Raw genomic sequence first — 24,545 nt, 5'->3', positions numbered from 1 at the left:
TTAGCAGCGTTGTATGAAATGGCTTACGGCAAATTAATCGTTTCCGTATTTTCCTTTTTTATTGACCCACCTTCTGTCTGTAAAGGTTGAGCTGGCGAATTCAACATCTCCCCACGGTGTAACGGTCCCGAAGCTCAGCGTTTTTTTCGCTCTCCATTTGTGAAGCCCTGAAGACTTGTAATACCTTTTAATCCCTTTTGCTCTCACGACATTCGGAAAGACGTAGCCGACATCCTGCGATCCGCTGCTTTTCGATACTTTTTTGCCGTTGTAGTACCAGTCGATATAATCTTTCGACCAGGCGAGGAAGCTTCCTCTTTTAATTGTGAGCCTTTTTCCTGCATATGCCGTCACACCGCTTTGGACAGATGCCTGTTCAGGAAGTGACTGCACGTATTCTGTCTTGGCTTCAAGCAGTTCTTTTTGCTCACTTGTCAGCTGCCCGTCCCCAGCAGCCGCAGCGAATGAGGATGGAACCAGGAGCGCCGCAGACAAAGAAAACCCTAAAATCGCTTTTTTCATTTCGTTTCCCTCCGTATTTTTGATAATTCGTATGTACGTCTTCAGCTGCCATCCATAAGCTACTGCCGCATCCAAAACAATTTAAGGTCCGAGTTCTCTCATTTTAATGGATGAAAAAATAGATTTCTAGCAGAATGGACCATTTTATCATTACCTATTGGAAATTATCACCTCCTATGTAATTGATATTATACCATATTTTTACTTATATTCAATTCCTATTATTTGGAATTTTCGTCATGGATAGCCCGCATCTTTTATAATGGGGATGAAAAAAGGAGGAAGAAGAGGAACCTATATACCTGGAAAGCGATTCTACAGCTGTTATTCGTACAAAAAAACAAAGCACCCGACAGACCGTCTACCTTCATGGAGACGGTCATATACTCTTGCTGTCGGGAACCGCCTTCGATTTGGAGGATGAAGAAGCCGATCGTTTATTTGTGAGTGCACATAGCAAAGGCTGCCTAAATCCAAGGCAGCCTCATCCTTTAAAAGTTCTTCGATTTATCGTTCGATTTGCTTTTGGAAGGAACAATCCGGTGTTCCACCTTTTCATAAAGGGACAGCATTTGATGAATAAATGACAGCTTCGGTGCTGTCCAGAATACAAACAGAGCTGACAACACGCCAAGAAGGGCTCCCGCCGCAACATCGAGCGGATAGTGAACGCCCGACCAAATGCGGGAAATGCCTACGGCAAACGCAAGCACAAGCCACAGCCAGCCCGTCTTTTTGTGAAACAGGAAGATTAAAAAGCCGATTGAAAAAAACAAAATCGTATGGTCGCTCGGAAACGAATTGTCAATTTCATGCTCTATCAGCTTGTTGACATTCGGAAGCGTGGCAAACGGTTGATAGTTGGAATGCAGAAAGCCCATGATTTTCCCAAGAATTTCGGCAATCACAAATGCGATGACTGCATAAATGACCATCAATCTGTTTTTTGTCGTCCGGGTCAGCCAATAAACGACAAGACCCAACGCGAGGAAGTACATCATATATTCGGCCAGAAAGTAAACGACCGGATTCAGCATCGAATACTCTTTTCCCAAATCATTAATGAAACGAAAAGCATCAATATTTAATTCTGAAAAAGACATGTTCCATTCTCCTTTTTTATACTTTTATCCTAAATATATCCATTAAAATTGTGCAATAAGCCTTTATCGGGATTAGGAATGTACAAACATGTGTTGCACATTCCCTTAGACTCCTCCTGCATCAATGAATATCGATTTTTTTAAAGTAAACGATTGTCGCGGCTAATCCAAGAACGGTTGTGGCGGCAACACTGATAAAAGAATATTCGGGCGGATATTCCGGAAAGAACGTACCCGAAGCGATCACCCATACCGCCGACCAGGGGAGTAAAGCGCTGTACTCCGTGCCGTATACCATAATGCTGACCATTGATATAATGATTGTAAAGATAATGGTGGGCACGTAGTTTTTAAACAGCAGTGTCACAAATATAATTGGACTGACCAGGAAGAAAAGAAGTGCCCCGCCTATCATAAATTGTTTAAACCCATCTATTAAAACCGCCGAACTGAGCCCTTCAAACTGGCCGATCAGCCCAAACAGCAGCGTCAGCACCCAGGCAATCAACGTCAGCATCATGATCCAAATGAGGAGCAGAACCAATTTGCTGACAATCAGGCTGATTCTTGAAACAGGAATCGTCAATAGATTCTTTAGCGTGCTTTCAGCGTATTCCCGATTGAATAAATATGATGTAATCACGCCATACAACGGGACTCCGATCAAAAGCACAATATACAGGTTGGTATCGGAAAAGGTCTCACTGAAGCGAATCGGTACATCAGGGTACTTGGCTTTTTTAGCCAAAGACGATATAAAACAGATGAAAGGGGCTGCCGCCGCTCCCAGGATACTGACAAGAAACATCTGTGACCGCTTAAGCTTCAGCAATTCGGTATATAGCAAATTAGCCAATCGTCCCGCCCCCAATCAACTTCACGAAATAGTCTTCAAGACTGTCTTCGCTCATCGCAATCTTCAATACGTCTATTCCGTTTTCGACAAACAATTTATTGAGCTTTCCCTGCTGGCCCAAATGGGAGTATACCCGGATGATCCCGTCCTGGTGAACTTCGTAGTCATGAATATCAAAATGCTGTTCCATCAGAACGACCGCTTTATTTTGATCGGATAATTGAAATTCCAGATATTTGCGGTTTCTTTTTTTGAGATGGTCAAACGGAATTTCTTCAAGCAGTTTTCCTTCATGAATGATCCCGACATGATCGACGAGCTGTTCGATTTCAGACAAAATGTGGCTTGATATAAAGATGGTGATGTTTCTTTCTTTGGCGAGAGAATGAATGAGTCTTCTCATTTCTTTGATCCCGATCGGGTCCAAGCCGTTTGTCGGCTCGTCCAGTATCAACAGCTCCGGATAGTGAAGCAAGGCTCTTGCAATTCCCAGCCTTTGTTTCATGCCCAAGGAAAACTTGCCGACGAGCTTTTTCGTTTCATGCTGCAGGCCCACGATCTCCAATACTTCATCGATCGCATTTTTTTTATGGATACCTATGATTTTCGCATTGATCAGCAGGTTTTCCCTTGCCGTCAAGTTTGCGTAAAAGCCGGGCACTTCCACGATAGATCCGATTCTTCTTAAAATTTCTTTTTTATTCTTGAAAAAATTCTCTCCGAAAATTTCTATCTGCCCGCTGGTCGGTTTGATCAGACCCAGCAGCATTCTGATCGTCGTCGTTTTGCCGGCGCCGTTTCGTCCCAAAAATCCGTATATATCTCCTTGTTTTACATTGATATTGAGATGGTCTACAGACTTTTGCGGCCCGTACATTTTCGTGAGATCCGTCGTTTTAATAATTGTGTTCAAAGTTGATCCACTCTCTTTCACTCGCCTTATAACTACATCATAAACAGAAGGATTTAACTTCTTCTTAACCAATTCTTAATTAATTCTTAAATGATTGGAGATGGTTTTGTTTAGGCAGCGAAAAACCAAACGTCGTTTTTTCCCACGGGACGCTCTGTGCCCATATGCGTCCGCGGTTTTTTTCGACGAGCGATTTGGCGATGGCAAGCCCCAGGCCGCTCCCGTCATCAAGGCTTCTCGACCGGTCTCTGCGGTACATTCTATCAAACACGTTTTCAATATCGTTTTCCGGAATTCCCGGACCTTGATCCCAGATGAGAAGCTGATATTCATGTTCTGATTCCGTCAGTTCGATTCCAAGTACTTTTCCCTCTTTTCCATAATGAATGCCGTTTCTCACGATGTTTTCGATCACGCGGATCAAGCTGAGCCGATCTGCAATAACAGAGCATTTCTTTTCCGGGATCTGTACATTCAAATCAATGTCATGTTTTTTCAGTTCCGGCAAAAAGTCGATCAGCGTTTCCCTAGCGACTTCGGCCAGGTCAAAAAACTCTGTTTTCAACTGGACTTCATTCGCGTCCAATTTCGCCATGTTGAATATTTCATCGATCAATTGCTTGAGGCTGTTGGATTTTTTAGAAAGGATATTGAGATATTCCTGTTTCTCTTCTTCCGAAGACGCGACCCCGTCTTTTAATGCATCAACATAGCCAATAATTGATGTGAGCGGCGTTCGGATATCGTGGGAAATATTAGACAGCAGCCGTTTTCTGGCCGCTTCCGATTTTGCGGCGTTGATTTGAACTTTTTCAAGCTGCTCTATCAATTCGTTAATGGAAAAAATGATTTCATTAAACGGCTGACCGCCTTTCGCCAGCAATCTTCTTCTTAAATTTCCATCCGCCACGCGCTTCAGCTCGGTTTCGATCAGCTTTAAGCGATCGATGAAGCGAAGCCTCATCGTAAACAGCAGCGCGGTAACGGCAAACAGAAAAATAAACAACATTGTGCTGAAAACCCCAAAGGAAGCCGTTTTCATATAGATGAACAAAAGTGCTGCAATCGCCGCACATTGCAGAATGAGAAGCAGCAGCTTTTTATCGGTCAGCATCTTTCTCACCTACAAACTTATAGCCAATTCCCCAAACAGTTTGAATAAATTGTGGATCGGAAGGGTCCGGCTCTATTTTTTTTCTCAGCCTTCTGATATGCACCATGACCGTATTGTCATCTTCTATGTATTGATCGCTCCATGCGTTTCGAAACAGCTGCGTTTTCGTAAATACCTGCCCCGGATTTGAGGCGAAAAACTTCAGCAGTTCAAACTCCTTCGCCGTCAGAGAGATCTCCTGTCCGCCCGCGGTGACCGTATATGTTTTCAAATCGATGGTCAATCCTTTAAATTGAATCAGCGATTGTTCATCGGAGCGGCTTTCGCTTCCGAGGACCAAAAAGCGCCTCAGCATGGCTTTGATCCGCGCAAGCACTTCGTTTACGCTGAAGGGCTTTGTTATATAATCGTCGGCGCCGATGGACAGTCCTAAAATTTTATCGCCTTCAAGGTCTTTGGCGGTCAGCATCAGGATCGGAACATTCGTATGATTCCTCATCCTTCTGCAGACCTCGATGCCGTCGATTTTCGGCATCATGACATCCAATATCACGAGGTGGTAATGGTTTTGTTCAAACAGCCTTAACGCATCTTCTCCGTCAACTGCCACGTCAACCTCATAACACTCTCTTTTTAAATAGGTTTTCAATAAATCTCTGATTTCTTTTTCATCATCCGCTATGAGCACTCGAATGGTTTCCACTTGGTTCACCCGCTTTTATTTTGTCTTGATAGATGTTCACACCGCAGCACCAGCTGCTGCTTGTTTTTTGAAATATTTCCTCTCTTTTCTTTGCCTTTCATTATAACAGAGAGTTGATGAGGCAAACAAAAGGCACCCTGAAAAGGATGCCGTTTTGTTCATATTTTGACAGTCTTATTGATGATATCATGGATCAATTTTGCATTTCTTTCAAGAATGTCGGGATGGGACTTGGAGATCATTTGCATATGGGTTCCGGCTCCTTGAACGACTGTAAAGGTTTTGGACGCCGCTTTTTCCCACATCATCATATTTTCATCCCGCTGATTGTCGCTTGACTTGATATAGCTGATATGTCCGTCAATTGCGCCGGTTGTGACTGTGTTTTGTATATATACATAAGACTTCATCACCAAGTCCACTAAATAGTCGCTCAATAATTTCTCTGCATCGCGGTATTTCTCAAGTTCAAATGTTTTGGATATCTCTTCTCTGTATTCCTCCTCTGTGAACTGATGTTTCTCGGCTTTTGTCCGATATTTTGAATCGATGATGATCAAATCTTCGACTTCATATCCTTGCCGGTTCAATTCTTTCGCCACATCAAATGCCAGGATTCCGCCGGATGAATAGCCGATTATTGTGTACGGCCCTTCACCTTGAATGTTTTTAATGATATCCGCGTATTTTCGAACCCTGTTTGCGGATGGAATGAAGTTGAAGCTGTACACCGAATGCTGCTTTAGATACTTGGCCAAGCCCATGTAGGCAATGCCCATCGACGCGGCCGGCGGGAAGCAGAACAGGTTTTTGCCGCCTTCTTCCGCCCTGGTCAGCTGCATGCAATCATCTGTGTAGTCTTTCAGCAGGTCTTGTGCATGCTTCAGAAAATCAGACAGCTCTTTAATGGTCGGCTTGGAGAAAATGTCCTTAAACGGAACTCTGAAGCCAAGCTCTGCATATAGCCTAGAGACAAATGACATGATGTTTAAAGAATTCGCTCCGATATCGAATATGTTGGCGTTGATGCCAATCAGTTCGATATTCAGGATGTCTTCCCAAATGGCGGCCATTTTTTCTTCCAACTCATGTCTTGGAGGCTCATATTCCAGTAAAGCGCCCGCGCTTCGATCTGGCTCTGGAAGGGCCTTCAAGTCGACTTTTCCGTTTGGTGTCAGCGGCAGCTCATCAAGCTTCAGCAAATAGGACGGCACCATATATTCCGGAAGCTCCTTCACCAAAAACGCTTTGATGTCTTCCTGTGTGATGTCTCTTTCGGAAACGACGTATGCGCAAAGAACTTGATCGTTGCTTTGATCTGTTTTGGCGGCAACCGCCGCTTCTTTTATATCGCTGTGCCTTAACAATTGATGCTCGATTTCGCCAAGTTCGATGCGGTAGCCCCGAATCTTGACTTGGTGATCGATCCGGCCCAGATACTCAATATGTCCATCCGGCCTCATCCTTGCAAGATCTCCTGTTCGATACATTCTTTCACCCGGTAAAAACGGATTTGGCAGGAATTTTTCAGACGTCAGTTCCGGTTTGTTCAAATAGCCTTTTGCGACTCCGTCTCCGCTGATATACAGCTCTCCGGCAATTCCGACCGGCTGTACTTCCTGACGCTCATCCAGAATATAGAGCTGGACATTGGAGGCCGGCTTGCCGATCGGGACAGAAACTTGCCGGTCCCGTCCGGCATCATATTGATAGATCATGCAGCCGACAACCGTTTCGGTCGGACCGTATTCATTGTAGATTTCAATGTTGTGATGAAATCTCTCCGTGATTTCTTTGGCCAGTTCCGTTTTTAAATCTTCTCCGCCGACGATCAGGCGTTTGATGCTTGATCCGCTGGCACCCATGTCTTTGACAAGGCTTAAATGAGACGGGGTTAATTTGACAATCCCGGCTTTTTGGTCTCTGAACACTTTTCGAATCAGCGGTTCCCCGTCCCTGCTATGATGATACACAATCACCCGGTTGCCTGAGATTAATGGCGTAAATATCGATGTCACCGTTAAATCAAAGGCAATGGATGAGTAGAGGGCAAAATCAAGCTGTTCGCCTTGGACATATACACGGGCAGCCCAGGTAATATAGTTAACCAGCCCTCTTTGCCTGATCATGACCCCTTTTGGTTTTCCTGTGGATCCTGACGTGTAGATGATATATGCAAGGCTGTCGGTGTTACCCGCCAGTTCCAGATTGTCAGCCGGATAACTGCTGAAATCTCCGGTTAATTCGACGGCTTCCTGATGAAGTGTGCCCAAGTCCTGCTTGTGATCCACAAGGATGATGGCCGCTCCGCTGTCTTCAAGCATATACTTGATCCTTTCTTCCGGATAATCGGGATCAATCGGCAAATAGGCTCCTCCGGCTTTCAAAATGCCCATGATTCCGACCACCATTTCCGGTGAGCGTTCTGCCATGATGGCGACAATCGTATCCTCTTTGACTCCTTTGTCCCTGAGGTATCTGGCAAGCTGATTTGATTTTTCATTGAGCTCACGGTACGTCAGTTTGTCATTTCCTGAGACAACCGCAGCAAGCTCAGGGGTTTTTTCGGCTTGTTCCTCAAACAGCCGGTGAATCGTCTGATTCGGATATTCCGCTTTCGTGTCATTCCATTCGTACAACAGCCTGTTTCTTTCAGCTTCCGAAAGGACTGTGATGTCGTTTAATGACTGATCTTCATTTTGGACGACCTGTTCCATCACTTGTTGAAGGTGTCCTTTGATACCGGCGATGATGTGGTCATGATAGATATTTCCGTCATAAGTCAATTTGATGACCAAACGTTCGCCCGGGACGGCCACAATATTAAATCCGTAATTTGTTTGTTCTTCGGCGTGAATTTCTTCAAAGATAAAACCAGCACCGCGTTTGCCGCTTGTCTCAAATGCACTCTGATCAACTGCGTAATTTTCGAAAATCAGGATATGATCCAGCAGCTCTCTTTTTAATTCACTGAGCGACTGTACTTCCGACAGATTCATGTCATGATATGTCCTGCCTTCCAAAGCCTGTTCCTGAACGCTTTTGATGAGTTCCTTAAAGCTTTGGCTTGTTTCCAGTCTAATTCTCGTCGGTACAGTGTTGATGAATAATCCGACCATTTTTTCGATTCCGGCTACTTGTGCATCCCTGCCGGAAATGACTGTACCGAATACGACATCATCCGTTTGATTGTACCTTGCCAAAAGCATTCCCCAAATGCATTGTAAAACAGTATGGAGGGTGACATTGTTACGGCTGGCAAGCTCTGTGATCCGGCCGGTTAATTGTTGCGGGAATTCTATGACGGCCTCTTTCCTCTTATATTTCGCATGTCCGGAAGAACTCGCCAAAACCGAAATCGGCGATTTTTCGGTAAAGCCTGATAAATAGTTTTTCCAGTACGCTTTTGGAGCTTCTTTATCCTGTTGCTCTAGCCACCCGATATAATCGCTGTACGGTCTTGCCTCTTCAAGCTGGTGTTTTTGCCCGCCTTCTTTCATATGATACATTTGGAACAGCTCTCCCATAATGATTCCCCGGGACCAGCCGTCAAGCAGAATATGGTGGTTTGTCCATATGAACGTATAACTGTCATCCTCGGTTCTCATTAGCGCGGCTCTGATCAATGGTTCGCTGTTTAAGCAAAAACCTTTCTCCCGATCTGCTTTGCGATACGTTTGAATCACTTGCTCCCGTTCCGCCGGACTCTGCTTTCGCAAGTCATGATAGTCAAGATTGATCTTTCTGTCCTTGATGATCACATTTCTTGGTTCATCCGTTATTTCATACTCGATCGAGGCCCTTAGAATCTCGTGTCTTTCCATGATGTCATTGAACGTTTCTGCAAACAGACGCTCATCGATCAATCCTTTCATATCGATGGCCATTTGTTCAAAGTACGCCTGTGATTCCTTGTCTTCGAGTGCGTGGAACAGCATGCCCCTTTGCATGTTGGCAAGCGGATAGATTTTTTCGATTTCCATCCCTTTATATTTCAGTTTGATTTCCTCAAGCTGATCTAAGCTGATGCCTTTGTCTCCGTAATCGGACGGCGTTTTTTCCGTCTCTTCTCGTTCCGCGCAGTGGCGAATGACCGCTTTCAAGGCTTCTTTATATTTTTGAGCAAAAGTTCTGACGACGTCTTCACTGTATGCTCTTGTGTTATAGGTCGTTTGAATGGCCAGTTGTCCCCTGAAGACCACCGCATTGATTTCGAGTGGATTTTCTCTAGTGATGCCCTTTCCGGCTGCTTCTCCCGGCGACAGGTGTGATGAAGAAAATTCTCTGCTGTTGATGTCTTCATCAAGCTGTCCCAGGTAATTGAACAAGATTGGTGATGTTGCGCCTTTTGCGATCTCACTGTCCCGGGTGAGATACTTTAAAATTCCGTAGCCGATGCCTTTGTTCGGCACGTTTCGCAAGTGCTCTTTCACCATTTTAATCGTTCTGGACATGTCTGTTTCTTGTCCCAAATCGATGAATACCGGGTATTTCGAGGTAAACCAGCCGACCGTTCTGCTGATATCGATGCCATCTGCCACCTGTTCTCTTCCATGCCCCTCCAGCATGATTCTTAATTTATTTTGCCCGGTCATATCTCTTGCCGCCACCAGAAGCGCAGCGATCAGAAGATCGTTGATTTCGGTACGGTAAGCTTGGTTTGTTTCTCTTAAAAGCCGCGCTGTCTCCTCTTTTTCGAGTTCCGTGCTGAATGTTTTGCTGTCCTCAACTTTGAAGACACCTGCATCTTCATTCATTTCCAGGAATTTGACGTCTTCACAAACGGCCTTCAGCCAATACTGTTTTTCACCAAGCAGTTTTTCAGTTTTTGAATATTCCGTGATGTGATGTGCATATTCCTGGTAGGAAGCTGTTTTTGGATAGAACTCGACTTTTTCCCCATTTGATAACTGACTGTACCCCAGCGCCAAATCTTCAAATAATATTCTCCAGGAGATACCGTCGACCACAAGGTGATGGATGATGATCAGCAGGTGATCCCCATTATTCGTTTTGAAGAGCGCCAGTTTAACCAGAGGGCCGGTTTTAATATCGATGCTTTGCTGAAGCTCCGTTGCCAATTGGTACACTTTCTGTGGCTGGTCGTTTTCGCTCGAGACATCATAGACAAATAGGTCAAACAGCTTTTTGCCCGGTCCCCGGTTGTACTGAATGATCTTTCCGCCTTCTTCTCTAAACACCGTCCGGAGTGCATCGTGATGTTGGATGATTTCTCTGAATACACGTTTGACGATGCTCTCGTCGAATCCGTTTTTCCTATAAAGTATAACCGCATGGTTGTAATGGTTCCTGTCCGTTTTGTTCAACGAGAAATACTCTTGTTGAATCGGAGTCAAGAGAACCTCGCCCTCTACCGTTTCATATGATGCTGATTTGTCGGTTTCGGCCTTGACATATCGGCTCAAAGACTTGATTTGCGGATTTGCAAACAGATCTTTCATTTCTAGCGACAGGCCTTCTCTTGATAATCTTGAGATCATTTGCAGCGCTTTGATGGAATCGCCGCCTGCTGCAAAAAAGTGATGAGTGATCCCAATCTTGTCAATGCCAAGCACATCTTCCCATATTTGAACAAGCTTTTCTTCCGTCTCGTTCCGCGGCGGTTCGTATTCCGTCTCTTTTCCCGGCTGCGGTTCAGGCAATGCGGTTGTATCGATCTTTCCGTTGGCTGAAAGCGGCATCTTCTCAATTTGGACAAATGAAGACGGAATCATATATTCTGGAAGCTCGCGCATCAGATACGTCCTGATGTCCTCGAACGGTAATTCGGCGTTTGCTGTGAAATAGGCGCACAGCTGTTTTGCACCTTTATGGTCTTCCCTTGCAGCAATAAAGGCTTCCTTGATATCATCATGAGCCAACAGCCTGTTTTTGATTTCTTCCGGTTCGATTCTGTAGCCCCTTACCTTTACTTGGCTGTCCATCCGTCCTGCAAGTTCGATATTTCCATCGCTCAGCCTTCTGGCAAGGTCCCCGGTCCTATACATTTTTGTATGCGGTGCAAACGGATTTTCGACGAATTTTTCTTTCGTGATATCCGGTTTGTTTACATAGCCGCCTGTCACTCCGGCGCCTGCGATGCAGAGCTCTCCGTACACACCTTCCGGAAGCAGTTTCATATTTTCATCAAGCACATATGCATTCGTATTATGGATCGGAGTGCCGATAACCGGATATTCTTTGAAAGAATTGAGGTGTTCCGGGTCGATTACTTTAAAGACTGAGCCGATTGTCGTTTCCGTCGGGCCATAATGATTCATGACTACATGATCGGGATATTGGTTGTAAAATGTCTCAACATCCCTTGTATTGATCATCTCCCCGCCCAAGACGACCAGCCTGAGAGAAGCGCAAGGTTTTTCGGCGGAAAAGCCCGGATCATTGACAAAAATGTTAAACAGAGACGGCGTCAGTTTGATATAGGTGATGCCGTTTTCTTTGATATACTTTAAAGCCCGGTGCGCATTTGTATAGCATTCTTTTCGTGCGATATGCAGTTCGCTTCCGCTTAACAGCGCCGAAAAGATGCTCGTATAGCCCAAATCGAACGCATATGAAGACACAAGCATGGCTTTGTCGTTTTCTGTAAGACCCGCTTCCTTCATAAACCATGCTGTATAATTCACCACATTCCCGTGTCTGATAAATACGCCTTTCGGCTTTCCGGTGGAGCCTGATGTGTATATAATATATGCATTCTGATCGGCTGCACCCGATGCAGACAGGTTTGACGCGGCCTTCGCATCAATCAAACCGTCGGCAACATTGACGATTTCTCCAGCGAACGCGACGTTTTCTTTGACAGAGCCTTTGACAAGCAATATTGCAGCTCTGCTGTCACTTAAAATCTCATTCGTCCGTTTGGCCAATTGCTCCGACTCGATCGGCACGTAAGCCGCTCCGGCTTTCAGTACCGCCATCATGGAAATGATCATCTCAAGCGATGGTTCAATCATGATCGCTACAGGTGCACCGGCGCTTGCTCCTTTGTCTCTCAAAAGCCTTGCCAATTGATTTGCTTTTTCGTTCAGTTCCCTGTACGTCAGCTTTTCATCCGCAAAGACCACCGCTGTTTGCTCCGGCGTTTTGCCAGCCTGATGCTCAAACAGCTGATGAACCGTTTGATCTTTAGGGTAATCTGTTCGTTGTCCTTGATTCTGATCCCGAAGCACTCTGATTTCTTCATCTGACAGCATGTTCACGTCGCTCAACGGCATTTGCGGATCGTTTGCCGCTTCCTTTAAAATATTGATCAAATGGCCCGCCATTCTTTCAATCGTGGACCGCTTAAACAATTTTGTACTGTAGTTGAAAACACATTGAATGCCTTCATTTGTCTCAGCGGCTGTCAGCGTCAAATCAAATTTTGAGATGTTCACCTCGGTTTGGAGTGGCTGGAATATCAAGCCATCGATGTCCGCTTCATCGCCGTCGAAGTTTTGCAGAACAAGCATGGTATCAAACAGCGGGTGTCTGCTCATATCCCGTTTGACATCAAGTTTTTCAACCAGTTCATCAAATGGATAGTCTTGATTTTCATAAGCTTTCAGCGCCGTTTCTTTAACCTCTTTTAAATAATCGGCAAATGGCATGTCTCCTATTGGATGGTTCCTCATCGCCAGCGTGTTGATAAACACTCCGATGACATGTTTCAAATCGCTGTGATGCCTTCCCGCGATCGGTGAGCCGACAACGATATCCTCCTGGCCTGTATACTTCGCCAAGAGCGTTGTGTATCCCGCCAAAAGCAACATATACATCGTCGCGCCGTTCTCTTTCGCCAGTTTGTTCAGCATGGCGGACGTTTCGCCGTCTATTTCAAACTGAACGATATCTCCTTCAATCGAACGCTTTTGCGGACGTTTTTCATCCGCCGGCAAATTCAGCACCGGCACTTCACCTTGAAAAACGTTGAGCCAGTAGTCTTCCTGGCGTTTAATCTCATCTTTTTGATAAAAAAGTTTTTGCCATTCTGAAAAGTCTTTGTACTGAATCGTTAACGGCTGCAATGTTTTCCCCTCATACAACTCGGCCAGTTCTCTTGTGAAAATGGCCATGGATACCCCGTCTGAAATGATATGGTGCATGTCGAACATCAGTACATGTTCATCGCCACTCGCTTTTAATACTTCCACTCTTAAAAGCGGCGCTTTTTCCAAAGCAAACGGCTTGATGAACGCTTTGATTTTTTCTTCCAGCCGGTCCTGTCCGAGTCGTCCGTACTTCACTTTAAAATCGACTTCTTTTTCGATTTTTTGTACAGGTTCGCCGTCAACCATCACAAAGGCCGTCCTCAAGGCTTCATGTCTTTCTATCAATTGCCGAAAAGCATCCTCGAACCGGTCGACATCAAAATCTCCTGAAATTTTCATGGCGAAAGGCATGTTGTAAGAGAGGCCACCTGGTTCGATTTGATTAAGGATATACAGCCTTCTTTGTGCGGATGACAATGCGTAATACTCTTTCTCTTCCGCTTGTGTGATGGACGCATAAGGGCTTTCTTTCATGGATTCGATAAAATCACCGATGTCTTTGATTGTTGGTGTTTCGAATATTTGTCTTAAAGGGACTTCAATCTTCATTTCTTTATGCAATTTTGCAGTCAATGCCGCAGCTTTTAAGGAATGGCCGCCAAGTTCAAAGAAATTGTGGCTGATTCCGATGTTTTCGATCCCTAAAACGTCCTCCCAGATTGAGACAAGCTTTTCCTCTGTGCGGTTCCTCGGTGCTTCGTACGTCGCTTCACTGATTGTGCCGCTAGGTTCAGGGAGCGCTTTTCTGTCGATTTTGCCGTTTGCCGTAAGCGGCAATTGATCGAGCTTGACAAAGTATGACGGCACCATGTAATCCGGCAGTTCCTTGAACAAGCATTTTCTGACGTCTGCAACGCCGGCCGTTTTGTCCACGACGATATATGCGCATAGGTATTTTCCGCCGGCTTGATCTTCCCGCGCCATAACTGCCGCCGCGTCAATGCCTTCTATTTTCAGCAATTGGTTTTCGATTTCGCTCAGTTCGATTCTGAATCCGCGGATTTTGACTTGGTGGTCGATTCTTCCTAAATATTCGATTTGGCCATCAGGTAAAAATCTTGCGAGATCCCCCGTCCTGTACATGTTTTCTCCTGGAACAAACGGGTTTGGAACAAATTTTCCAAGCGTGAGGTCAGGTCTGTTTAAGTATCCGCGGGCAAGGCCTTCCCCGCTCAGACAAAGTTCACCGGGTGTGCCCAACGGCAGCAGTTGCTGGTTGTGATTTAAAATATAAGCCTTGTGATTGCTGATCGGCCGGCCGATGACGACTTTTTCGTCATCCTTTTGCAGCTCGCCCCGCGTTGAGCAAACGCTGTTTTCCGTCGGTCCGTATTCATTAAACAATTTGACGTTCGGCAGCTTTTCAAAATGCTGCCGGATCAGACTTTCATTGAAGCCTTCCCCTGCGACCGTGATAAATCTTAAATCCTCTAAAGGCTGCTCAATCGTGTCGAGCAGGCTTAGATAAAAGCTCGGAACGGCCAGCAAGTTTGTCGCTTTATGCGTTCGCAACGCACCGATGATCTCACGCGGATTCATCCGCAAATCTCTAATTAAAACCAGCTTCGCCCCAGATATAAGCGTCGTGAAAATATCTTCAACAGAACTGTCAAATGAAAAGGACGGCACTTGAAGTGTGGCATCGGCTGTACTGTAGCCATACGATTGTTTCCTCCAATAAAGCGTATTAACAATTGATTGATGGTTGACCATGACACCCTTCGGCTTTCCGGTCGAACCTGAGGTATAGATGACATAAGCCATGTCAGAAGAACCGCTCGTGTGCTCTAAGTTCTCTGTGGCTTTGTCTTTTGTCAGCCCTTTTTCGTTCATATCGATACAGGTGAGATCACCGTCAATCTGTTTGTCCGCCTTTTTCAGCAGGATGCTGATGCCGCTGTCTTCGATCATGTATCTGATCCGGTCTTCCGGATATTCGGGATCGATCGGCAAGTATGCGCCTCCGGCCTTCAGCACCGCCAGCATTCCGACAATCATCTCCACAGAACGCTCAGCCATAACGCCGACGATCATGTCAGGTTTTACGCCTTTTTCCCTTAACAGTCCCGCCAGCTGATTTGACCTTTCATTCAGTGCTTTGTACGAGAGCTTCTCCTTTTCAAATACGACCGCAGTATGCCCAGGCGTCCGTTCCGCCTGTTCTTCAAATAATTGATGGATCGTTTTATTCCTTGGATAATCTGCGTTTGTCCGGTTGAACTCATATAGAAGCGTCTTTCTTTCTTCCTCCGCCAGCATGTCAATCTCTGCGATTTTCCGGTTCTCATTTGCCGTCACTTGCTCAGCGACCCTTTTGATATGACCTTCGATATTGTTGATGATATCCCTGTCATAGACATTGCCGTCATATGTCAAAACAAGGGTGAGCTCTTCGCCAGGAGTCACCGACATGCTAAAGCTGTAATTGCTTTGTTCCGCAGCGCTGATCTCATTCACCTTAAAGCCTGTCTTCATTTGACTCTCTTCAAAGTCCTGTTCATCAGTTTCATAGTTCTCAAATACGAGAATATGATCGATCAGATCTTTCTTTAAGCTGCTCAAAGCCTGGACTTCAGCGAGATTCATATAGTTGTAGCGGTTGCTTTGAATCGCATCTTCCTGAACCTTTTGCAAACATTCGTTAAAACGCGCCTGCTCATTGAATCTGATTCTTGTCGGGATGGTGTTGATAAACAGACCGATCATGTCTTCGATTCCGTCTACGTTTGCTTCCCTGCCCGATACGACCGTTCCAAACACGACATCATCGATCTTATTATATTTCGTAAGCATCAAGCCCCAAATCGTTTGAATCACCGTATGAAGCGTAACGCTGTTTTTAGCAGCGAGCGCCTTCAATTGTTTTGTCAGCTGTTTTGACAAATGGATGACCTTCTCCCGGCGGTCATACAGGCTGCTTTTTTTGCGTTTTGTTAATGTAGGCAGCTGTGCCTGTTCCTCATACCCTTTTAAATATTCGCGCCAATATTGACGGCCCTCTTCCTGATCCTGTCTTTCAAGCCACTTAATATAATCGCTGTACGGCTTCGTCTCCTTTAATGGACTGGCTTTGCCGTTCATCCGGTTTTCGTAGATGACAAACAGCTCACGCATGATGATGCCAAGGCACCAGCCATCGAGTAAAATATGGTGATGGCTCCAGACAAGCCGGTACGAGCGCTCCGCCGTTTTCAGCAAGTAAACCCTCATTAACACATCTCTGCTTAAATCAAAGCCTTTTTTTCGATCTTCATTGATCAATCTCTCAATGAACATTTCCTGTTGCTGTGCGGAGCTTTTCGCGATATTGAAATAGGTGAAATCGATGCTGCGGTTTTCGATGATGATCTGCCTCGGTTCTTCAACAATTTCATATTCATAAGAGGCCCTTAAGATTTCATGCCGTTTCATGATGTCATTAAAGCTTGCCTCAAGAATCGCCGGATCGACATATCCTTCAATATCCATAATCGTCTGCTGAAAATATGCATCTGAGGTATGATCCTCGATGGCATGGAACAGCATACCTTTTTGCATGTTGGCAAGCGGATAGATTTTTTCAATGACGCCTCTGTATCTTCCTTTGATTTCTTCAAGTTCGTCTAAACTGATATTTGTATCTCCATAGTCGGACGGCGTTCTTTCGCTTTCCGTCTGTTGCGTGCAGTGCTTAATGATTTGTTCCAGGCGTTCTTTTAATTGATGATTCAGCCGGCTGATCGTATCTTTTTCGTATTCCATTTGATTAAAGGTTGTATGAATCACCAGCTCATGATGAATCACGATGGCGTTGATTTCGATAGAATGACTTCTCGCGATTTTTCCGCCGATGCTTTCCCCTTCGGAGAAGCTTGAGCCGGAAAATTCGCCGCGATTCATATCGGCATCGATCTCGCCTAAATAGTTAAATGAAATCCGGGCCTTTTCTTTGTTGATAAAATCCGGGTCTTCGGCCATATACTTTAAGAGCCCGTAGCCGATTCCTTTATTCGGTATTTTTCTCAACGTTTCTTTGACCATTTTGATATGTTGGGAGAGGGCTTTTTCTTCTCCTGCATCAAGAAGCACCGGATACATCGTCGTAAACCAGCCGATTGTTCTCGTGATGTCAACGCCTTCTAAAATATCTTCCCTGCCGTGGCCTTCCATCATGACCTTCAGTTTGTTTTCCCCTGTGATGTCCTTTGCTCCGGTTAGTAATGCCGTTAACAAAATATCGTTGATTTCGGTGTTGTAGGCTCTGTTCGTGTTTCGCAAAAGGTCCGCTGTTGCCTCTTTGCCGAGCTTGATGCTCAACGTCGTGCTGTTTTCGTATACATCTTCCTTTAATATGTTCTTTGGCGGAATAAACCGGACACGTGCCTTGGCAACGTTCCGCCAATACTTGGCTTCCTTCAATAAGGTTCGGCTGCGGGCGTATGCTTTTAACCTGCGGGCGAATTCTTGATAGGAATCCGTTTTGTAGCCGATCTCGAGCGTTTGCCCCTTTAATGCCTGACTGTACAATGTTTCGAAGTCCTCAAACAGTATTCTCCACGATACACCGTCGACGACAAGGTGATGGATTACAATGAGCAGGTGGTCGCCCTCATCAGCCCGGAAGATGCCGAGATGAACAAGTTTTCCTTTTCTGATCGATGTTTGTTTTTGAATGCTTGTCGCCAGCTCATACACCTTTTCCGCTTGACGATCAAGCCCTCTTACATCATAAACATCCAGGTCGAACAGGTCTTCCTGAAAGCTTCTGTTGTACTGAATGAAGTCCCCGCCTTTTTCTTCATAGATCATCCTTAACGCGTCGTGCTGCTCCATTATTTTATTGAAAGTCTTTTTGACACAGCTTTCGTCAAATCCGCCCTTTCTGAAGAGCACAAATGACTGGTTAAAGTGATCCAGCTCTTCTTTGTTATTAGCAAAATACCATTTTTGGATCGGAGTGAGTTCTGCATGTCCCGTGACGATTGTATTGGCATTTTGCCTCTGTGATTGTTTTTTAACATACTTGGAAAGATCCTTGATTCTCGGATTGGCGAACAGATCCTTCATTTCAAGCTTCAGGCCAAGCCTGGACAGCCTTGAGACGATTTGCAACGCCTTGATCGAATCTCCTCCTGCTGCAAAGAAGTGATGGCTGATACCGATGTCTCCGGCACCGAGAACATCCCTCCAGATGTCAACGAGCTTAGCTTCTGTGTCATTCCGCGGTGCTTCGTATTCCGCTCCTGTTGCGACATGTCTGTCAGGTGCAGGGAGGGCTTTTCGATCGACTTTATCGTTTGCGGTGAGCGGCAGCTTATCCAGTCTGACAAAATAAGCCGGAATCATATAGTGAGGGAGCTCTTTTTCGAGCCATTCACTGAGCTCGGTTGATGTCCAGTCTTCTTTGGAGACGATATAAGCGCACAAATAATCGCTGTTGTCATCGTCCTTCCTGGCTATAACCGCTGCTTCGTCGATTTTGTCAAGCTTGAGCAATTGATTCTCGATTTCTCCCAGTTCAATCCGGTATCCGCGTATTTTCACCTGATGGTCTATTCTTCCTAAAAACTCGAGATGTCCACCGGGCAGCCATCTGGCCAGATCACCCGTCCGGTACAATCTTTCCCCTGATACAAACGGATGTGAAATAAACTTTTCGGCTGTCAGTTCCGGCCGGTTTAAATACCCGCGTGCAAGACTGATTCCGCCGACGCAAAGCTCTCCAACAACGCCTGTCGGCACAGGCTTCTGGTTTTGATCCAATACATATACGTTTGTATTGTCAATCGGACTGCCGATATGAGGACGACCGGATCCTCCGTAAACCCCCGCCGTTGCACAGACCGTCGTTTCCGTCGGTCCGTAGGCATTGATAAACAGCCGATTTCCGAACCACCTTTTTGCGAGTTCTTCAGTGCAGGCAGAGCCCGCGGAAACGATCACTTTGAGGTTTTCCAATCTGAATTCATCCAACACATTCAGAACGGTCGGCGGCAAAGTCGCATGAGTGATGTCATACTGTCTTAGAAAGCTTGTTAACGGCTGCCCCGGCATCATTTCCTCCTGCCGTCCCAACACTAAAGCCGCCCCGGCTGCCAGCGCCGGAAAGATTTCAAATGCTGACGCATCAAATGATAGTGAAGCAAATTGAATCACTCTGCTGTCCGTGTTTAAATGCATCAATTTGACAACTGCTGAAACAAGATTGCTCAGCCCTTTTTGTTCGATTAAGACGCCCTTCGGTTTTCCTGTGGACCCTGAAGTATAGATGATGTAAGCCAAATCCCCGCTATGGCTGACAGGCTCCAATTGAGCCGCATCCAGGGCGGCAATTTGTTTGTCGTGAATATCAATGTTGATCATGCCGGCCTCTTTGATAAAGGACCGTTTTTTGATGAGCGCCTCTTCCGACAGAAGAAACTTTGTTTGGCTGTCGCCTAGGATGTATTTGATCCTGTCTTCAGGATATGCCGGATCAAGCGGCAGGTACGCGCCTCCGGCCTTCAAAATTCCCAGAAGGCCGATGATCATCTCGGGAGAGCGGTCCACCATGATGCCGACGGCTGTGTTCGGTTTAACCCCTTTGTCTCTTAAAAACCGGGCCAGCTGATTTGACCTCTCATGCAATTGTCGATATGTCAGCTTTTGATCTTCAAACACGACCGCGGTTTGGTCAGGCGATGTCTCCGCCCGCTCCGCAAACAGCCGGCAAATGGTTTTGTCTATTGGAGCATCAGTTTTCGTAACATTAAACCGATATAACAATGTGTTTTTTTCGTCTTCTGACATGGCCTCTATTTGATCAAGCCGCTTGTCCGGCCGATTGGAAATATCCTCTAAAGCACGGACGAAATGCGCCGCCATCCTTTCGACCGTTTCTCTTTTAAACAGCTTTGTACAGTATTCCAAATCAAATTCGATCTTCGAGTCTTTTTCGATTGCCGATAAAGTGAGGTCAAATTTTGAAATATGGATGTCGCTTTCAAACGGTTCAAATGTGAGCCCTTCTATTTCAGCATCCGCTTTTTCCAAGTTTTGCAGGACAAACATCGTATCAAACAGCGGATTTCTGCTCATGTCGCGTTCAAGGTCAAGCTGTTCGACAAGATCGTCAAATTGATAATCTTGGTTTTCATACGCCTTCAGCGCCGTCTCTTTTACATCTTGCAAAAATTCAGCGAATGTCTTGTCGCCCTTCGGATGATTTCTCATCGCCAGCGTATTGACAAACATTCCGATTACATGTTTCAGCTCGTGATGTTTTCTTCCTTGAATCGGCGTTCCGATAATCAAATCTTCCTGTCCGCTATATGTTCTAAGCAAAACCGTATACGCCGCCAGAAGAAGCATATACATGGTCGCTCCGTTGTTTTTGGCGATCCGCTTGAGCTTCTTCGTCAATTCGCCGTCGATTGCAAAACCGATTCTATCGCCTTCAACACTGTGCATTTGCGGCCTCGGGTAATCCGTCGGCATGTTGAGGACTGGAATCTCGCCTTTGAAAATATTGAGCCAGTACTCTTTTTGCCTTTTCATCTCATCTTTTTGATAAAAAGCCCTTTGCCATTCTGAATAGTCTTTATATTGGAGGCTGAGCGGCTCCAGTTCTTTTCCGCCGTACAAATCGCAAATTTCTTTTGTCAAAACCCCCATCGATGCGCCGTCTGAAATGATATGGTGCATATCAAACAGAATGATATGTTCCTCGTCGTCAACCTTGACCACCTCTGTTCTAAAAAGCGGGGCCTTTTTCAAATCAAACGGTCTGACAAATTGTTTGATGATCTCTTGAATGGATAGAGACTCTATTTCGCTGGATTTGATGCTGAAATCTACTTCTTTTTCAATCTTTTGAACTGGCTCTCCATCCGCCATCAAGAAGGACGTTCTAAGCGCTTCATGTCTTTGAATGACAATTTGCAATGCGTTCTCAAACCGGCGTATATCGAAGGAACCCTTGACTTTCATGGTAAAAGGGATGTTGTAGGACAATCCGCTCCCTTCGATTTGACCTAGAATGTACAGTCTTTTTTGCGCGGATGAAAGACGATAGTATTCTTTTTCTTCCACTTTTTTAATAGATGAATCAACACTATCTTTTGTCGATCTGATATATTCTCCCAATCCTTTGATTGTCGGTGTTTTAAAGATTTGCCCAAGAGGGATTTCCGCTTTGAGCTCCTTTCGGATTCTTGCCGCCATCGCGGCCGCTTTGAGAGAATGTCCCCCCAGCTCGAAGAAATGATCGTTGATACCGGCCTTTTCCACCTTTAAAATATCACGCCAAATTGCTGCCAGCTTTTCTTCCGTTTCATTTCGCGGCGCCTCATACTCACTTTCCGCTCCCATCGTTCTGTCCGGCTCAGGCAGGGCTTTTCTGTCCACTTTCCCGTTTTTGGTGAGCGGCAGCTTGTCCATGTTCACGAAATAGGCGGGAATCATATAATCCGGAAGCTTTTCACCTAAAAACCCTTTCAGCTCATCAAGGGAAATCTCACGCTTTGCCGTGATATAGGCGCAAATGTACGGGCGGTTCTCTCCGTCTTCTCTGACGGTAACGATCGTCTCGTTGATGTCTTCATGCATCTCCAGCCGGCTTTCGATTTCGCCGAGTTCGATCCTGAAGCCGCGGATTTTCACCTGATGGTCGATTCGGCCGATGAATTCGATGTTGCCATCAGGCAGCCATTTCGCTAAATCGCCCGTCTTGTACAGCCTTTCTCCCGGCATAAACGGATGCGGGATGAATTTTTCCGCCGTCAGTTCCTCGCGGTTTAAATATCCTTCGCTTAAACCGTCGCCTGCGATGCACAGCTCTCCGGGAACCCCGATCGGCACGAGCTTGCCGGCTTCATCCATGATCAAGACCGACGTATTCGCCAGCGGGCTGCCGATCGGGATTGTATCGGCTTTTTCATCTATTTCATTGATGAAATAATATGTCGCATATACCGTGCTTTCCGTCGGGCCGTAAACATGAATCAATTTATCCCGGCCGACATGATCCAGCACTTTTCTCACATGCGGAATCGACGCTCTTTCCCCGCCAAAAAGGATTTTCCGCAGCTTGGCGAGACAGCCGATATTGATGTCGGCGAGCGTATTGAACAGCGCTGTCGTAATGAACATCACGCTGACTCGTTCTTTCTCAATCACTTCGGCCAGCTCATGTGTATTCAAGACTGTCTCTTTTTCGATCAGGACGAGTGACGCTCCGTTTAAGAGAGCGCCGAAGATGTCGAACACCGATCCGTCAAACGAATAATTGGACAGCTGGAGGATGACATCGTTTCCTGTGATGTCGATATAATTGGTGTTTTTAACGACTCTTGCCGCACTGTAATGCGGGGTGACGACGCCTTTTGGCATTCCCGTAGATCCTGATGTGTAGATGATATAGGCGGTATCGCCGGAATCATTGACAGAACTGAGTGGTTCTTTACTGAATCCGTCTGAAGCCCCTTTGTCCAGATGAACGATGTCAGCCTCACAATCGATTCCGTCTGCCGCTTTTCCTTGTGTAAGCAGTACCGCAGCTTTTGTGTCTTCGAGCATGAAGGCCATTCTGTCTTTAGGCGTTTCAGGGTCAATTGGCAGATATGCGCCGCCCGCTTTTAAAATCCCGATGATGCCGATGATCATCTCGAAGGAGCGGTCCGCGATGATCGCGGCAATCGAGCCTCTCCCGATCCCTTTTTCCCTGAGGAGTCTCGCGGTTTGGTTTGCTTTCTTATTCAGCTCTCTGTAGGTCATGCGCTGAGCACCGAACACAAGAGCCGTCTGGTCAGGCGTCTTCATGGCCTGTTCCTCAAAGAGCTCATGAAGCGGCTTGTCTTTCGGATAATCCGTTTTTGTATCGTTGAATGTGTCTAAAATCCTCTGTTGTTCTTCTTTTGACACAAGGTTGATGTCTTGTAATGTTTGTACCTCATCTTCCGCCACTTGTTCTGCGACGGTGATGATATGCTTTTCTAATGTTTCGATGATGGTGTCGTCATATACATTTTCATCATAGATGAAGAGCAGCTTTAATTGATCGTCAAGAGCCGCGGAAATGCTGAAATGATAATTGGTCTGTTCTTCCCCGCTGACATTCACCATTTCAAAACCTACATCATTTTTTTCTTCAAACGCTTTTTGGTCAACGGCATAGTTTTCAAAGACCATGACATGGTCGATCAAATCATTTTTCAACTCGCTTAGCGCTTGAACCTCCGCTAAATTCATGTAATTGTAGCGGCTGCTTTCCAAAGCGTCGGCTTGGGTTTGGCGCAGAACATCTTTAAAAAGCTTGTCTTTGTCCAGCCTGATTCTGGTCGGGATGGTGTTGATGAAGACGCCGACCATTGTTTCTATACCTTCCACTTCGGCATCTCTGCCGGAAACAACGGTTCCGAACACCACATCCTCGCTGTTGTTGTATTTCGCCAAAATCACGCCCCAAATGCTTTGCAGCACGGTATTGATCGTTACATGATTCTGGTTGGCCAATTTGATGAGGCGATTTGTCAATTCTTTGGAACATACAATTGTTTTTTCTCTTCTTTTAAAACCCGTCTCAGAAGGTGTGCGGAGCTTTGGAAGTGAATTTTTTTGATCATAGCCGCTCAAATAGCTCTCCCAATAGCTCTGAGCTTCTTCTTTATCCTGATCCTCCAGCCATTTGATATAATCGCTGTACGGCCTCGGGTCTTCCAATTGATGATGTTGGCCTTTCCGCTTCATTTCATATATCGTCAACAGCTCATCCAGGATGATGCCAAGGCACCATCCGTCAAGCAAAATGTGATGATACGTCCAGACAAATTGATACGAATCGTCAGACGTTCTGATGAGACAAGCTCTCATCAACGTATCTTTGGCTAAGTCAAAACCCTTTTGTCTATCTTCTGCCAAATATCTCTCCAAAACGCCGTCTTGATCATGCCGGCCTCGTATATCAAGATAGTCAAACTTCATGTGCCGATCTTTGATAATGACGTGCAGCGGCTCATCCAATCTGTGATGAAATGATGCTCTTAGGATCTCATGCCTTTTCATGACTTCATTTAGGCTTTCTTCAAACATCCGCTCATCCACATCACCTTTTAATTCAATGATGAACTGCTCAAAATATGCGTGTGACGCTTCGTCTTTCATGGCATGAAACAGCATTCCTTTTTGCATGTTTGATAACGGATATATTTTCTCAACTTTTGTTTTCATATCGTCATCTCATCTCCTAGAATTCCTTTTGTTTTCAGATCCACATGGGCCGCCCATTTTTAAGCAGCAGGTTAACCATTTCAAGGGGGCTTCTTT

Annotated in this window: 7 protein-coding genes; all 7 read right to left on the bottom strand. The window is 45.5% G+C overall.

From position 1 onward, the window contains the following. Nucleotides 1-33: 33 nt before the first annotated feature. Complete coding sequence (locus M1D90_RS09190; RefSeq protein WP_023855959.1) at nucleotides 34-522, bottom strand: hypothetical protein; 489 nt, start codon at nucleotides 520-522, stop codon at nucleotides 34-36. A 491-nt stretch (nucleotides 523-1,013) separates the two neighbouring features. Next, nucleotides 1,014-1,625: a bacitracin resistance undecaprenyl-diphosphatase BcrC gene (gene bcrC, locus M1D90_RS09185; RefSeq protein WP_023855960.1), complete on the bottom strand. Its 612-nt coding sequence runs from the start codon at nucleotides 1,623-1,625 to the stop codon at nucleotides 1,014-1,016. A gap of 121 nt (nucleotides 1,626-1,746) precedes the next feature. Beyond that, the gene (gene bcrB / locus M1D90_RS09180; protein WP_229029997.1) at nucleotides 1,747-2,433 is read right to left on the bottom strand and encodes a bacitracin resistance ABC transporter permease subunit BcrB; all 687 of its coding nucleotides are present in this window, start codon (nucleotides 2,431-2,433) and stop codon (nucleotides 1,747-1,749) included. 40 nt (nucleotides 2,434-2,473) lie between these two features. Then, nucleotides 2,474-3,394 (bottom strand): bacitracin resistance ABC transporter ATP-binding subunit BcrA, encoded by a 921-nt coding sequence (gene bcrA / locus M1D90_RS09175; RefSeq protein WP_023855962.1) that lies wholly within the window; start codon nucleotides 3,392-3,394, stop codon nucleotides 2,474-2,476. Between the two features lie 79 nt (nucleotides 3,395-3,473). After that, entirely contained in the window at nucleotides 3,474-4,508 is a 1,035-nt protein-coding gene (locus M1D90_RS09170) for a sensor histidine kinase (protein WP_023855963.1), read from the bottom strand. After that, nucleotides 4,495-5,211 (bottom strand): response regulator transcription factor, encoded by a 717-nt coding sequence (locus M1D90_RS09165; protein ID WP_025811198.1) that lies wholly within the window; start codon nucleotides 5,209-5,211, stop codon nucleotides 4,495-4,497. The genes M1D90_RS09170 and M1D90_RS09165 overlap by 14 nt, the downstream gene beginning before the upstream one ends. A gap of 158 nt (nucleotides 5,212-5,369) precedes the next feature. Next, nucleotides 5,370-24,449, bottom strand: a complete 19,080-nt coding sequence (bacC, locus tag M1D90_RS09160) for a bacitracin non-ribosomal peptide synthetase BacC (RefSeq protein ID WP_456283380.1) — start codon at nucleotides 24,447-24,449, stop codon at nucleotides 5,370-5,372. Between the last annotated feature and the right edge of the window lie 96 nt (nucleotides 24,450-24,545).

It is taken from the genome of Bacillus sp. JZ34 (assembly GCF_053903205.1).
The sequence above is the reverse complement of the archived record's forward strand: the minus strand, read 5'-3'. Positions and strand labels throughout refer to the sequence as shown.